Here is a 14,727-nt window from a genome sequence, read left to right as displayed (position 1 = left end):
AATGGATTTAAAAGAACGTATCAATACTGAAAATTTACCACAACATCTGGCCATTATTATGGATGGCAACGGGCGCTGGGCAAAACAAAAAGGTATGATGCGCGTTTTTGGGCATGAAAATGGAGCTAAAGCCGTGCGCGAAGTTGTGGAAGCTTCCGGCGAATTAGGCATCCCTAATATTACACTTTATGCCTTTTCAACCGAAAACTGGAACCGTCCTAAAATGGAAGTTGAAACTTTAATGAAGCTTTTGGTGTCATCCTTAAAAAAAGAAATAAAAAATCTTCAGGAAAATGAAATTCGATTAAAGGCCATTGGAAATTTAAAAACCTTACCAAAAAAAGTCTTCAATGAGTTAACCGAGGTTATAGAGAAAACAAAAGACAATGATAAAATGACCCTGACCCTAGCACTAAGCTACGGTTCGCGAGAAGAATTAATAAACACTGTTAAAGAAATTAGTATTAAAGTTAAAAATAATATAATTTCGCCAAAAAAAATTGATGAATCAATTATTAATGAGCATCTTTACACGCGAAATTTACCAGATGTAGATTTGCTGATTAGAACTAGCGGCGAACAGCGAATAAGCAATTTTTTGCTCTGGCAAATTGCTTATGCCGAATTATATTTTACAAATGTGCTTTGGCCTGATTTTACGAAACAGCATTTGTATGAAGCTATTATTGAATATCAACAAAGAGAACGAAGATTTGGGAAAACAAGTGAGCAGATTAGCTAATACTATACCTTTTAAAACATACCTCAAATACTGCCTAACATTTATTCTATTAGCATGCAGTTATATTGCTCAAGCTCAGGATTTAAATCCCAATGGCAATAAATTCACTCTTGGCGAAATCACTGTAAAAGGAAACACCAGTTTTAGCGAGCAAACCATTATAGCTTATTCCGGTTTACGTAAGGGCGAAGAAATTACCATTCCGGGAGAACAAATTAGTGATGCCATCAAGAAATTATGGAAATCCAAGCTCTTTAATGATATTGATATTTACCTTATAAATACTGAAGGTAATGTGGCCTATCTGGAAATTAGATTATCCGATCTTCCGCAGTTAAATGAACTCAAAATTAACGGTGTTAAAAAGTCTAAATTTGAAGACATCATTAAAGAAAACAAATTAGACAAAGGCACAAAGGTTACCGAAAACCTTATTACAACCACTAAAAACTATCTTACCAGTAAATATAAAAAAGATGGATTTTTAAATACTAAGGTTCATATTAATACCATCGAAGTAAAAGATTCTATACCAACGAGTCGCGTGAATATGGTTATTAATATTGATAAGGGTGAAAAGGTAAAAGTAAAGGACATTACCTTTATTGGAAATGAAGTTTTAAGTGGTAAGAAACTTCGTAAAAGCATGAAAAATACGAAGCAAATAAATCCAATCCGTATTTTTAAACGTTCCAAATATATTGAAGCAGATTACAAGGAAGATCTGGAAAGCATCATCGATAAGTATAAGGAAAATGGTTTTCGAGACGCACGTATTTTGTCGGATAGTCTTATTTATAATAACGACAGAACCGTGAGTGTCAATATCAAACTTGAGGAAGGTAATAAATATACTTTTGGTGACATTAGTTTTATTGGAAACACAGCTTACACTGATGCTCTTTTAAATCGTATTCTTCGTATTAAAGAAGGAGATACCTATAATGGTGTGGCTCTGGCGAAGCGTATTGCAGATAATTCAAAACCAGATGCCAACGATATAACAAACCTCTACCAAAACAGCGGTTATTTATTTTCGACCATTAACGCCGTTGAAACCAGTGCCGATAATAATATTATTGATATGGAGATACGTATCACTGAAGGAAAACCTGCTTATTTCAACAGGGTTTCTGTGGTAGGGAATGATAAAACCAACGACCATGTTATTTACCGTGAATTGAGAACACGTCCTGGGGAACTTTACAGTAAAGCCAATGTGGTACGTACTGTTCGTGAACTTGGACAATTAGGCTTTTTTGACGCTCAGGAAATAGCGCCAAACTTTAATAACCCCAATCCTGTAGAAGGTACCATCGATATGGAGTATTCGGTTAAGGAAACAGGATCGAGCCAAATTGAATTGCAAGGTGGTTACGGTGGTGGTGGCTTTATTGGTACTTTAGGTTTATCATTTAACAACTTTGCGATAAAAGATATCTTTAAAAAGGATGCCTACAAACCAATTCCTATGGGTGATGGGCAAAAATTAGCACTTCGCCTTCAGGCCAGCCGATTCTTCCAAACATATAGTTTTTCATTTTCTGAACCTTGGTTAGGCGGTAAACGTCCAGTACAGTTTTCTACATCAATATCACATACCAAACAATTTTTATGGAATCCTTTAACACGTAATGCCGACAAAAGTAAAAGTTTTAACATTACCGGAATTACTTTTGGATTAGCTAAGCGTTTAAGTGCTCCCGATGACTATTTTGTGTTATCCCAGGCATTAGGATTTCAACGTTACGATCTAAACAATTACAACACCGGATTATTTACTTTCGGCGATGGTTATTCTAACAACTTTTCATACACCATTGGTCTTACACGGAATAATACCAGTGTAGACCCTATTTATCCAACAGGCGGTTCGAATTTTAGCATTAAGGCAAAATTATCACCACCTTATTCTTTGCTCAATCAGGTAGATTATGCAGGCTTAAAAAGTGAAAGAGACGATAACCAGGCTATCATTAATGATGTAAACTCGACGAATGTTCAAAGACAGGGCGCTAGTGGCCGAATCGCTGAGATCGATCAGGAACGTTACAAATGGTTGGAATTCTATAAGATTAATTTCAAAGCAGATTGGTACACTCAAATTGTTAAAGATTTGGTATTACGACCAAGTATAGAATTTGGTTTTTTAGGCGCTTATAATAACGACAGAGGTATTATTCCTTTTGAACGCTTTTTTGTGGGTGGTGATGGTTTAGGTAATTTCTCACTAGATGGTAGAGAGGTGATCCAGTTGCGTGGTTATCCTAATCAATCATTATCGAATCAGGATGGTGGTGCCATCTATAATAAGTTCTCATTAGAATTACGTTATCCAATTACGTTAAAAGCCTCTGCCAAAATATATGGTTTAGCCTTTTTAGAGGGTGGTAATTCGTTTAACAGTTTTAGAGATTTTGATCCCTTTAACTTAAAACGATCTACCGGTTTAGGAGTTCGTATTTTTATGCCGGCCTTCGGACTTTTAGGTATTGATTTTGGTTATGGTTTTGATAATTTACCAGGACTTAGCGGTTCAAATGGTTGGGAAACACACTTTATCATTGGACAACAATTTTAATGATTAAAAAATTTTTGGCACGATATTTTCTAACAATACTGTGATGATTTCACCTGAATTAAAATTTTTAAGATTAAAATTCGTTAATTTTGAAAACGCAATTCAAAGGAGGGGCAGAAATAATTGAAATCATCTGTCGTTTTTAGAATTTATAAAGCCATAAATTATGAAAATTACACAGATGAAACAGAACGTTCTTTTAATAATGACATTGTTTTTTCTACTCAGCTTTGGGGTAAATGCCCAACGTGGTGTAAGTATTGCTTACATTGATTCGGAATACATTTTAGAAAATGTTCCCGAATACCAAGAAGCCATGGTGCAATTAAATACTAAAGCTGATAAATGGAAAATTGAAATTGCCGAAAAACTTAATGCTTTAAAGCAAAAACGCATCAATTTAAGTAATGAAAAAGCTTTATTAACAAATGAATTGGCCAAAGAACGTGAAGAAGATCTGGATTTTGAAGAAAACGAAATTTTAGATTATCAACAAAAGCGTTTTGGTCCGAATGGTGATTTATTCATTCAGAAAAAACAGTTGATGCAGCCCATTCAAGACCAGATTTTCGCGGCAGTACAAACCATTGTAGCGAGCCGAAAATTTGATATTGTTTTGGATAAAGCGAATGGAGGAATGATATACGTCGCCAATCAACTAGATATTAGTGATATGGTTTTACGTAGCATCACACGAGCGTCGAAGCGCCAGCAGGCCACATCAAAATCGGAACGTAAATCAGCAGAAGCCGAAGATATCGTTCCCGTAATCAATCGTGAATTGGAGGCCCGTGAAAAAGCAGCTGAAGAAAAACAGGAAGAACGAGAAAGCGCTATTGAAAAAGCCAGACAAAAACGTTTAGAGGAAAGAGAAGCCAGAGTAAAAGCGGCTGAAGAAAAACGGCAGAAAATACTGGAAGAACGTGAAAAAGCAAAACAAGCAAAATTAGCAGAACGCAATCAACAAGTTGAAACGGTAACGGACAGTATTAATTCCACTGGAAAAAATACAGAAACAAAAGAAAAAGAAGCTCAGCCGGAAGAAACTAAAACAAGAGCTCAGCTCATAGAAGAAAATAGACAAAAAAAATTGGAACAAAGACGGGCGAGAATTAAAGAACTAGAAGAAAGAAAAAAGAAAATATTAGAAGAAAGACAAAAAGCTAAAGACAGCATTCAAAACAAAAATTAATAACACACTTAATACTATTTAAAAATGAAACAATTCAAAACTATTTTATTTGCAACTGCGTTATGTTTAGGCACCTTAAGTTTTGCACAAGCACAAAGCAAGATTGCCCATATAAATACTCAGGAATTAATTCAAGCTATGCCTGAAACTAAATCGGCTCAAGCTGAATTACAAACCTTGAGCAAAACCTATCAAACGGATATGCAAAGCTCAGTAACGGAGTTTCAAAACCTATTAAAACAATACGAGTCTGAAGCACCTACTAAAACTGAAGAAGAAAATGCTAAAAGAAGTCAGGAAATTCAAGAAAAACAACAACGTTTACAGCAATTTCAGGCCGATGCTCAAAAAGATCTTCAGCAAAAAGAACGTGATTTAATGAAGCCTATCACTGAAAAAGCTAAAGCTGCGATCGATAAAGTTGCTGCGGCTCAAGGATTCGATTATGTTCTAGATTCCAGTGTTGGAGTTATTATCGTTTCCAATGGTAAAGACTTGCTAGGCGATGTTAAAAAAGAATTAGGTATTTAATCGATACCTCGAAATAAAAATCATAAAAAGCCGCTTTTTAAAGAGCGGCTTTTTATTTTTGTTATACGATGAGTAAACAACCAATAGGTATTTTTGATTCAGGGATTGGTGGCACTTCTATTTGGAAGGAAATTCACCAGTTATTACCTCATGAAAATACCATATACCTTGCTGATAGCAAAAATGCCCCCTATGGACCCAAAGGTAAAGAAGCGATCATTGAGCTAAGTGTAAAAAACACGGAACTTCTTTTGTCCAAAGGTTGTAAACTTATTGTAGTGGCTTGCAATACTGCCACGACCAATGCTATCACATATCTACGACAACATTACGAGGTGCCTTTTATAGGGATCGAACCTGCTATAAAGCCTGCCGCTTTGCAGACAAAGAATAATGCAATTGGCATTTTAGCGACAAAAGGAACCCTGTCCAGCGCTCTGTTCTCGAAAACTTCTGAACTCTTCGCCAATGGCAAAACTGTGATTGAACAGAATGGTGAAGGCCTTGTAGAACTTATAGAAAGTGGTCAAATACATAGTAAGGCCATGAGGGAATTACTGCAAATCTATTTAGAACCCATGCTTAAAGCTCAAATTGATTATTTGGTGCTAGGCTGCACCCATTATCCTTATCTTATACCGATTCTCAAAGATTTATTGCCAAAACACATAAAAATTATTGATTCCGGAAAAGCGGTTGCCAAACAAACCAAAGCTGTTTTAGAAGGTCATAATTTACTAAATTCGACGATAAGCACACCAAAACTTGAGTTCTATTCAAATATCGATCCTAAGGTTATGCAATCCTTTCTAGGAGATGCATTTAAGGCAGAATATCTGAATTTTTAAAGATAAATTCCGGCTGATTAAGACTTAAACCAGCCCGAGTATTTAACGTAATTATTCGCTATGCGATCAATTTCACCGGAAATCAGTTCTGGACTAATGGACTTTACCTTTTTGGCCGGTACACCGGCATAAATACTGCCCGCTTCCACATGAGTGTTTTTAGTAACCACGGCGCCTGCAGCAATAATACTGTGACTTTCAACAACACAATTATCCATAACGATACTCCCCATCCCAATCAGAACATTATCTTTAATAGTACAACCATGAACAATCGCATTATGACCGATAGATACATTATTCCCTATATTGGTGGGAGCTGTTTTATAGGTTGCATGAATTACGGCGCCATCCTGAATATTTACTTTATCACCTATTTTAATGTAATGTACATCACCACGAATAACCGCATTAAACCACACACTACAGGCTTCTCCAAAAACAACATCACCCACAATAGTAGCGTTGTCAGCAATAAAACAATCGGCTGGAATTTGAGGGGACACCCCATTTACAGGCTTAATTAAAGGCATAAAAAAAGGTGTTTTTAATTAACAGCAGGACAATTACAGTCGTAACGCTCGCGGCGACAATTAAAGTTAAATCCTAATGTAAACTGATGAAAACCACCATTGGTAAACACCAGCGAATTGGTTTGATATGTGTAGGTATAAGCAAACATGAAGTTTTTATAATTCACTCCGAGAATAGGCGAAATTTGCTGCAACTTTTGGCTGCTTACCGTATTATTATTGGTTAAATATTCTGCTCCATCTAAACTGGTTCTATAAGATAACCCTCCCCAAATAGACCCAAATTCAACACTCTTATAAACTTTTCCGTTAATATCCAAAAGTGCTTCCTGTGTACCATCTTTGTATTGAAACATTAGAGACGGCTCATAACTCCACTCACTTCCATATTTCGAAAAAACACCCCCTACTGATAACAAGTAACGTCTTAAATTACTTGTAATCTCAATATCGTTATTGACACCCGAGTTATTGAGAAGATTTTTAATAGTACCATGTGCATAAAAATCCAAAAATTGATAGGAAAACCCAAAGTCTACATTAAAATTTGTGGCACTTTCAATACCACCACTTATGATAGGATCGGGACCATCAAATAAAAAAGTACTTTCATCCAATTTGTATTGAATAAATCCGGCACTTAAACCAAAGGATAACATATTCAGATCTACCTCCGAACGGGAAAACATCAAATGATGCGCATAAGTAAAATACGCGCCCGTTTGGGTATGATACCCATTCTGATCAGCAAAAGCTATGGCACCAACACCAGAAGAAGAATCACCAATCCGGCCATTCGCACTTAAGGTTAACAGTTTAGGCGCATCGCTTTGTCCAAACCATTGTTGCCTGGCGGTTAATCTTACTTTAGAGCAATTAGCTACGCCAGCCATTGAAGGATGGATCAGGTAATAATTATCAGTTAAATAGTCGGTGTAAATAGGCAAACCTTCTTGAGCTACGGATACTTTTGACATGAAGGCGAAAAGCAAAACAAAAAAGTAATGATACAATTTCATAAATTCTCTATAAGATAAGCCGGGGATATTATAAACGTGAACATCTTAATTTATCGTAACTAAGATGTATTTTTATTTGTTTCTTAATTCAGCTTTTTCCCAAATATATGTATACTCAACTTATCTTTTAGTATTTTTGTAAAAAATTAGCTAAAATGAACAATTTTAAGGTTTCCGTGCAGGAAACAAACAATGATAGCATCATAAAATTTGAACTGAATCACTTTATAACGCAACATCAAAGTTTTGAATTTAATAATATTGATGAGGCGAAAACATCGCCATTAGCGCAACAGTTATTTTATTTGCCCTTTGTTAAGAAAGTCTATATTTCAGGGAATTTCATTGCTGTAGAGCGCTACAATATAGTAGAATGGAAAGATGTTAAGGATGAAGTTGCGCAGCAAATTGAGGCCTATTTGAATGATGGCGGGGTTATTTTGGAAGAAGAAGCTATCAGCACAAAAAAAGTTCCGGTAACTATTTACGCTGAAAGCACGCCAAACCCAGCTGCTATGAAATTTGTAGCGAACAAAAAAATTGTCACCACACATTTTGAGTTTACCTCTATTGATGACGCTAAATTATCCCCATTAGCTACAGAGTTATTTCATTTTCCTTTCGTGAAAAGTGTTTTTATAGAAGAGAACTACGTTTCTATAACCAAATATGATCGTGCTGATTGGCAGGAGATCACATTGGAACTTCGTGAGTTTATTCGAAGTTTTATTGAAAATGGTAAAGACGTGGTACTACCTGAAGCTGCTGAAACATTAGCAAAATCAAATGAACAGCTTGATGCCCAATTTGAAACTCTTGATGAAACTTCAAAAGAGATAATCAATATTTTGGAAGAGTATGTAAAACCGGCAGTTGCCAGCGATGGTGGGAATATTGAATTTATTTCATACGATGCCAGCAAAAAGAATGTTAGTGTTCTACTTCAAGGCGCTTGTAGTGGTTGTCCGTCTTCAACGTTTACCCTTAAAAATGGGATTGAAAATATGCTGAAACAAATGCTTCAGGATAAAGTTGAAACGGTTGAAGCCATAAACGGTTAAGCCTGTTAAACCCTAAAGCGTTCCAAAGCCGGAACGCTTTTTTAATGTGATATTTTAGCTAACTTTGAGAAATGAAGTATTTAAAATATTTTCTTTTTTTACTCCTTATAAACTGTAAAGGTCAGAATTCAGAATCTATGAAAGATCAACCAACAAACGCCCTTATTAATGAAACCAGCCCTTATCTTCTGCAGCATGCGAACAATCCTGTAAACTGGTATGCCTGGAATCCGGAAACCCTGGCCAAAGCGAAAAAAGAAAATAAGCTATTACTTATCAGTATTGGTTATGCCGCTTGTCACTGGTGCCATGTTATGGAACATGAAAGCTTTGAGAACGATTCGGTAGCTGAAATTATGAATAAAGATTACATCAATGTAAAAGTTGATCGTGAAGAACGTCCTGATGTGGATCAGGTTTACATGAATGCTGTTCAACTTATGACCGGCAGAGGTGGCTGGCCCCTGAATGTCGTGGCACTGCCGGATGGCCGACCTATTTGGGGAGGGACTTATTTTCCGAAGGCGCAATGGATGGATGCCCTAACCAAAATTGCCGACTTGTATGAAAAAGATCCTCGAAAATTTAATGACTATGCTTCGCAGTTGGAACAAGGCGTTAAGCGTTTGGATTTAGTTCAAATGAATACGGAAACCCCTGAGTTTAATGAAGCCTTTATCAACACAGCAGTGAATCAATGGTCCGAACGATTTGATCATGAATACGGCGGTATCAAACGTGCTCCTAAGTTCATGATGCCCAATAATTACCACTTTCTCTGGCGCTATGCCTTCCAAACCGACAACAAGGAATTGAAGGATTATTTAAATTTAACTCTTACCAAAATGGCCTATGGCGGTATATTCGACCAAATTGGTGGTGGATTTTCTCGTTATTCGGTTGATGAAAAATGGCACGTTCCTCATTTCGAAAAAATGCTTTACGACAACGGACAGTTAGTGAGTTTGTACGCCGATGCTTACGCAAGTACTAAAGATCCCTTGTACAAATCCGTTGTTTTCGAAACCCTCGATTTTATACAAAAAGAACTGACCGCTGAAAACGGAGCATTTTATTCTTCTCTGGATGCTGATAGTAAAACACCGGAAGGTGGGCTTGAGGAAGGCGCCTATTATATCTGGACTAAACCCGAATTACAAAACCTTCTAAATGAAGATTTTGAATTGTTTTCAGACTATTACAATATTAATGATTATGGTTATTGGGAACATGACCAATATGTTTTGATACGAAATACATCGGATGAAGATTTCAGAAAAAAACACCAAATTACGGCAGAACAGCTTCAACAAAAAATTCAAGATTGGAAAGACACACTTCTCCAAGCTCGCGAAAAACGCTCTAAGCCCAGACTGGATGATAAAACCCTAACCTCTTGGAATGCGTTGATGCTAAAAGGTTATTTGGATGCGTATCGCGTATTTGGAAACGGGGATTATTTGGCTTCAGCCGAAAAAAATGCCAATTTTATTCTGAACACACAATTAAAACCCGACGGTGGATTATATCATAATTATAAGAATGGAACAAGCTCCATTAATGGTTACCTAGAGGATTACGCTGCGAGTATTGATACTTTTATTGCGCTCTATGAAAATACATTTGATGACAAATGGCTCACAGCTTCCAGGGATCTGGCCAATTATACTTTGGATCATTTTTATAATGAAGCCAATAGTATGTTTTATTTTACTTCGAATAAGGATACTGCGCTGCTCTCGCGCACCATTGAATATCAGGATAATGTTATTCCGGCGAGTAATTCCATGATGGCCAAAAACCTGTTTAAATTAGCGCATTATTTCGATAATAACCATTTTGAAACCATCGCCACCAAGATGTTGAACAATATTAAACCTGAAATGAAGGAACATCCAACGGGATATTCAAACTGGTTTGACCTGATGTTAAACTATACGCAACCTTATTATGAAGTGGTTATTGTTGGGAAAGAGGCAAAACAAAAATTGCACACTTTAAATCAACATTATATTCCAAATATATTATTAGCAGGTAGCCTCACAGAAAAGAACAGTCCTTTATTGTTAAACCGTTTTAACCCGGATAAAACCTTAATTTATGTATGTGTGGATAAAGCTTGTAAACTACCCGTTGAAGATCCGCAAAAGGCCCTTCAATTAATTGAAAAATAATCTTACGAAAAACCCCGAAACACTTGTGAAACTTAATAATATTCTTATTTTAAGGATAGCGATTAACTTAAAAAAAATAACTTAGAATGGAAAATTTAGATTTTGAAAAATGGATGAGCCTAGCCGTTGATTATGGCCTCAAATTAATTGGTGCTATTGCCATATGGATCATTGGTTCGTGGTTGATAAGATATCTATTAAAAGCCTTACGCAAAGTCATGGCCAAGGCGAGTTATGATGAGAGTTTACAGAAATTCTTGGTAAACTTAACTAAATGGGGTTTAAAAATCGTTCTTATCATTGTCGTTCTTGGAACCCTTGGTATCGAAACGACATCATTAGCTGCTGTTTTAGCCGCCGCTGGTCTGGCCGTTGGTTTGGCGCTACAAGGATCATTAGGAAATTTTGCCGGAGGGGTTTTGATCATGATCTTCAAACCTTTTAAAATTGGTGATCTTATTGAGGCACAAGGTGAAATTGGTGTTGTTAAACAAATTGAGATCTTTACCACCAAACTTACCGGACTTTCCAATAAGGAGATCATTATACCAAATGGTTCTCTTTCAAACGGAAATATTGTGAATTACACGGTTGAAGGAACGCGTCGTGTGGATTTTGTTTTTGGCGTGGATTATGATTCTGATATCAAAAAAACAAAACAAGTATTGATGGATGTGCTTACTTCGAATGAAAAAATATTAAAAGAACCGGCCCCTACTGTTGCGGTTCTGGAATTGGCTGACAGCTCCATCAATTTTGCTGTCCGACCCTGGTCAAAAGCCGAAGATTATTGGACTGTTTATTTTGAAGTGATGGAAGCAACTAAAGAAGCTCTGGATGCTGCAGGTATTGATATACCTTACCCACATCAGGTTAATATTAAGAAAGAATAACTTCTTACTTTTTAGATTTTGTAGTAACGAAGTCTTTTAAATAATATGGTTCAAAATAGGCGACATCCTCAAAGTCGCCTATTTTGTATTTGGAATAGGCCAAAAGACTCATCTCATTAGCAGATGGTAATTTTTCTTCAATAAAAATAGCATTGGGATGCCTAATGATTTTTTTGGTTTTTTCAACGCCGTTACCAATAAAATATACGAGGCCTTGTTCTAAATATTGTTCAAAAGATCCATCGTCCAAAATTTGAGCCCGGGTTTCTCTGATCTGTTCATATGATCCATTAAAAACAGCTGAATAAACTTCCATACGCCGGGCATCAAGTAACGGAATAATTACCCCGGATTCAGGTTTAACCTGATGTGCTAAGGATTCTAAAGTTGAAACCGACACCAAGGGCTTTTCTAAAGCATAACACAATCCTTTGGCTGACGACACACCGATACGCAAGCCCGTATAAGAGCCGGGACCCTTACTAACAGAAATAGCATCCAGATTGTGCCGAGATAAATCTATCATTTTTAAGACCGCGTCAATATAGACATGTAAGCGCTCTGCATGAGAATACTTGGAGTCATAATCTTCTTTCAAAGCAATGGTTTCTCCATTTTTTGAAATCGATACTGAACAATTCGTTGTGGCGGTTTCTATGTTAAGAATATAAGTCAATCTTAAATGTTCTATTACTCTAAAATAGGAATTCCAAAATAGAATTCTAACACTTTCAACTTAAAAATAAAATCATATTTACTTCGAATCACATCCGATTGGGCATTATCATATTGCACTCGAGATTGATTCAGGTCGAAAGCATTGGAAAGGCCTACCTCATAACGATCTTCAGCATAGTTAAACGCTAAACGTCTGGCTTCTTCCGTTTTTATAGCCGCACTGTACGTTTTTTTTGCATTGACGGCATCGTTATACGCCTGATATACCGTGGACTCTAAATCGAGTTCAGCTTGCTTTTTTTGAAGTCTTAAACGTTCAACATTAATTTTGTTTCTTTTTATATCATTACCCGTTTGAAATTGATTGAATATCGGAACGTTCAAACGCAATCCAACAGCCGTACCATCGAATAAATATAATTGGTCTAAAAAAGCGATATTTTCATTGGTGAACGGATTAGTTTGAGTACTGGACCAACGGGTGTTGTAACTTACAAAACCACTTAGCGTTGGATATAAACCTGATTTTGCCAACTCTAAATCCTTTTGTGCTAATTCCAAATTAGCATCTGCTATTTTAACATCATTTACCACCGTTTTTGCCTTGTCAGCAATGACCTTCGGACGTTCCTCCAAAATGGTTCCGGGTATTAAACCGTAATCGACATCTACAATATCAAAGCTTTCATAATCTTCCAATTGTAAGGTTTGGGCTAAACCCAATTTTGAGATAAACAAGGCATTTTCCGCCTGAATTATTTGTTGTTCCTGAGTGGCATCCGTGGCTTGAAGTTCCAATAAATCACCTTCAGGTAACACCCCGGAATTTACCAATTCTTTGGTATTCGTAATATTCTCTTTGGTAATTCTATTTTGGCCTTTTACAACTTTAAGTTGTTCTTTGTTGGCTAATATTTGTAAAAATGAATTCGCTACTAAAAGGGAGATATCATCCTTCATTTTATCCAGCCTATAAGCGGATGCCATTTGATTGAGTTTTGCGCGTTGTAAGGTTTTCCAATTTTGAAGTCCGGAAAAAATATTTATACCCGAACTTACACCTCCCGATGCGGAACGGAACGTGGTATTTTCAAACTGGTTACTTGCCGGGTTAATGTTGGCCCCGGTATTGATATTGTAAGATGCATTAGCATTTAAGTTCGGCAAAAAATTACTTCGGGCCTGACTTTCATCAACATCTGCCTGACTTTGATCTAAAAGGGATTGTTGTACCGATATATTATTCTTTATCGCGTGATCAACACAAGCCTCCAGAGTCCATTTTGTTTGTTGCCCATGAACAACAGCCAAGGTTCCTGTTAAAAGGAGTAAAAACGCCGTATTTATAATTCTTTTCATAGTGTCTAGATTAACTTTGTTCGGAAACTTTATTCCAAACTTTAATTTCATCATCTGAATTTAAACCTTCCTGGATTTCAACATTAATACCATCTGATATACCCAGTTTTACATTTTGCTTCTTGAAAGTACCATCGGCCTGTTTTACTTCAACGAAAGGTTTTTCCGAAATTCTGTCAAATTGGACCAACGATTCCCGAATACTAAAAATGCTGTCTTTACTAGCAATATTAATTTCAGCATTCGCGCTATAGCCTGCCCTGATATTAATGCCCGGATCAACCTCTACATCCGATTTGATGGTAAACTGCACAGCTCCCGCAGCATCAGAAATTCCTTTAGGAGCAATAAAATTCAATTTTGAAGGCAGCTTTTTTTCATCTAAAGCACCAATAATAACATCGATTGGTTCACCTTCTTTAAGCTTACCAACTTCAGATTCATCTACCGTACCTTCAAAGATCATTTTACCCATATTGGCAATGGTAGCAATAGTGGTTCCTGCGTTAAAATTATTACTTTGAATCACCTGATCACCGATACGAACCGGAATTTCCAGTACCGTTCCAGAAATTTGAGCCACAATATTGGTGTTAGCTTCACTACCCCCCGAAATGGATCCTTTTTTGATGATCTGATAATCGTTCCTTGCCTGATCTAAAGACTCTTTAGCCTGCTCAAAAGACAGTTTGTTGTTTTCGAAATCCTGTTCCGAGATCACCCCTTTATCAAATAAAGTTTTGTTTCGATCGTAAATTGTTTTCGCATTTTCATAAGTTAACTTTGCAGAATTCAAACGACTGCTTGCTGAATTTAAGGATTGCTCATTTGGAACGATTCGAATTTTTGCGATCAAATCACCCTTCTGAACGAGGTCACCCTCTTCAACTATGATCTCGTTAACGATTCCCGAAATTTGTGGCTTAAGTTCAATTTCCTCCTCCGGATTCAAACTACCTGTAGCCACAACTTTATTGGAAATAGAGGTATAAAAAGGTTTTTCGGTTTGAAAGGCTTCAGCCGGCCTGTTGTTGGCCTGGTAAAAATAGCGTAGTACCAATGCAAACAGAATGACAACTACGACGATAAAGCTGATTTTTAGAAATTTTTTCATAT

At 36.6% G+C, this 14,727-nt stretch carries 13 protein-coding genes; 8 read left to right on the top strand and 5 right to left on the bottom strand.

The features are described 5' to 3' along the window. Position 1: 1 nt before the first annotated feature. From V8G61_RS10175 to murI, 5 genes are all read left to right on the top strand, one after another. The gene (locus V8G61_RS10175; protein ID WP_394875545.1) at positions 2-742 is read left to right on the top strand and encodes an isoprenyl transferase; all 741 of its coding nucleotides are present in this window, start codon (positions 2-4) and stop codon (positions 740-742) included. After that, entirely contained in the window at positions 675-3,323 is a 2,649-nt protein-coding gene (bamA, locus tag V8G61_RS10170) for an outer membrane protein assembly factor BamA (protein WP_394875544.1), read from the top strand. Before V8G61_RS10175 ends, bamA begins: the two co-directional genes overlap by 68 nt. Before the next feature lie 166 nt (positions 3,324-3,489). After that, a complete protein-coding gene (locus V8G61_RS10165) occupies positions 3,490-4,515 on the top strand; it encodes an OmpH family outer membrane protein (protein WP_394875543.1) in 1,026 nt (341 codons plus the stop codon). Positions 4,516-4,539: 24 nt separating this feature from the next. Then, the gene (locus tag V8G61_RS10160; RefSeq protein WP_394875542.1) at positions 4,540-5,046 is read left to right on the top strand and encodes an OmpH family outer membrane protein; all 507 of its coding nucleotides are present in this window, start codon (positions 4,540-4,542) and stop codon (positions 5,044-5,046) included. A gap of 68 nt (positions 5,047-5,114) precedes the next feature. Further along, positions 5,115-5,894, top strand: coding sequence for a glutamate racemase (gene murI, locus V8G61_RS10155; protein WP_394875541.1), 780 nt, complete (start codon positions 5,115-5,117; stop codon positions 5,892-5,894). A gap of 17 nt (positions 5,895-5,911) precedes the next feature. Here the strand turns inward: murI and V8G61_RS10150 are convergent, their stop codons facing one another. Together V8G61_RS10150 and V8G61_RS10145 are read right to left on the bottom strand one after the other, a co-directional pair. Further along, a complete protein-coding gene (locus tag V8G61_RS10150; RefSeq protein ID WP_394875540.1) occupies positions 5,912-6,427 on the bottom strand; it encodes a gamma carbonic anhydrase family protein in 516 nt (171 codons plus the stop codon). Positions 6,428-6,441: 14 nt separating this feature from the next. Continuing rightward, positions 6,442-7,446: a type IX secretion system membrane protein PorP/SprF gene (locus tag V8G61_RS10145; protein WP_394875538.1), complete on the bottom strand. Its 1,005-nt coding sequence runs from the start codon at positions 7,444-7,446 to the stop codon at positions 6,442-6,444. 155 nt (positions 7,447-7,601) lie between these two features. Between V8G61_RS10145 and V8G61_RS10140 the strand changes: the two genes are divergently transcribed. From V8G61_RS10140 to V8G61_RS10130, 3 genes are all read left to right on the top strand, one after another. Continuing rightward, positions 7,602-8,507 (top strand): NifU family protein, encoded by a 906-nt coding sequence (locus tag V8G61_RS10140; RefSeq protein ID WP_394875536.1) that lies wholly within the window; start codon positions 7,602-7,604, stop codon positions 8,505-8,507. A 71-nt stretch (positions 8,508-8,578) separates the two neighbouring features. After that, positions 8,579-10,681 (top strand): thioredoxin domain-containing protein, encoded by a 2,103-nt coding sequence (locus tag V8G61_RS10135; protein ID WP_394875534.1) that lies wholly within the window; start codon positions 8,579-8,581, stop codon positions 10,679-10,681. 86 nt (positions 10,682-10,767) lie between these two features. Further along, positions 10,768-11,574, top strand: coding sequence for a mechanosensitive ion channel family protein (locus tag V8G61_RS10130; protein WP_394875532.1), 807 nt, complete (start codon positions 10,768-10,770; stop codon positions 11,572-11,574). A gap of 4 nt (positions 11,575-11,578) precedes the next feature. On the opposite strand, the gene tsaB is transcribed toward V8G61_RS10130, so the two are convergent. Genes tsaB through V8G61_RS10115 form a run of 3 tightly spaced genes read right to left on the bottom strand, consistent with a single transcriptional unit; the run spans position 11,579 to position 14,725 of the window. Beyond that, positions 11,579-12,250, bottom strand: coding sequence for a tRNA (adenosine(37)-N6)-threonylcarbamoyltransferase complex dimerization subunit type 1 TsaB (gene tsaB / locus V8G61_RS10125; RefSeq protein WP_394875530.1), 672 nt, complete (start codon positions 12,248-12,250; stop codon positions 11,579-11,581). Positions 12,251-12,264: 14 nt separating this feature from the next. Beyond that, a complete protein-coding gene (locus V8G61_RS10120) occupies positions 12,265-13,611 on the bottom strand; it encodes a TolC family protein (RefSeq protein WP_394875528.1) in 1,347 nt (448 codons plus the stop codon). A 10-nt stretch (positions 13,612-13,621) separates the two neighbouring features. Beyond that, positions 13,622-14,725, bottom strand: a complete 1,104-nt coding sequence (locus V8G61_RS10115) for an efflux RND transporter periplasmic adaptor subunit (RefSeq protein WP_394875526.1) — start codon at positions 14,723-14,725, stop codon at positions 13,622-13,624. Positions 14,726-14,727 lie beyond the last annotated feature (2 nt).

The organism is Gaetbulibacter sp. M240 (assembly GCF_043876815.1).
Classification (GTDB): Bacteria; Bacteroidota; Bacteroidia; order Flavobacteriales; family Flavobacteriaceae; genus Gaetbulibacter_A.
Note: the sequence above shows the minus strand (reverse complement) of the source record. Positions and strands in the feature narration are given on the sequence as shown.

What these genes read in the sequence shown, in the direction of transcription:
- V8G61_RS10175 (WP_394875545.1), top strand. Translation starts at nt 2, where the DNA reads ATGGATTTAAAAGAACGTATCAATACTGAAAATTTACCACAACATCTG.
- bamA (WP_394875544.1), top strand. Translation starts at nt 675, where the DNA reads ATGAAGCTATTATTGAATATCAACAAAGAGAACGAAGATTTGGGAAAA.
- V8G61_RS10165 (WP_394875543.1), top strand. Translation starts at nt 3,490, where the DNA reads ATGAAAATTACACAGATGAAACAGAACGTTCTTTTAATAATGACATTG.
- V8G61_RS10160 (WP_394875542.1), top strand. Translation starts at nt 4,540, where the DNA reads ATGAAACAATTCAAAACTATTTTATTTGCAACTGCGTTATGTTTAGGC.
- murI (WP_394875541.1), top strand. Translation starts at nt 5,115, where the DNA reads ATGAGTAAACAACCAATAGGTATTTTTGATTCAGGGATTGGTGGCACT.
- V8G61_RS10150 (WP_394875540.1), bottom strand. Translation starts at nt 6,427, where the DNA reads ATGCCTTTAATTAAGCCTGTAAATGGGGTGTCCCCTCAAATTCCAGCC.
- V8G61_RS10145 (WP_394875538.1), bottom strand. Translation starts at nt 7,446, where the DNA reads ATGAAATTGTATCATTACTTTTTTGTTTTGCTTTTCGCCTTCATGTCA.
- V8G61_RS10140 (WP_394875536.1), top strand. Translation starts at nt 7,602, where the DNA reads ATGAACAATTTTAAGGTTTCCGTGCAGGAAACAAACAATGATAGCATC.
- V8G61_RS10135 (WP_394875534.1), top strand. Translation starts at nt 8,579, where the DNA reads ATGAAGTATTTAAAATATTTTCTTTTTTTACTCCTTATAAACTGTAAA.
- V8G61_RS10130 (WP_394875532.1), top strand. Translation starts at nt 10,768, where the DNA reads ATGGAAAATTTAGATTTTGAAAAATGGATGAGCCTAGCCGTTGATTAT.
- V8G61_RS10120 (WP_394875528.1), bottom strand. Translation starts at nt 13,611, where the DNA reads ATGAAAAGAATTATAAATACGGCGTTTTTACTCCTTTTAACAGGAACC.
- V8G61_RS10115 (WP_394875526.1), bottom strand. Translation starts at nt 14,725, where the DNA reads ATGAAAAAATTTCTAAAAATCAGCTTTATCGTCGTAGTTGTCATTCTG.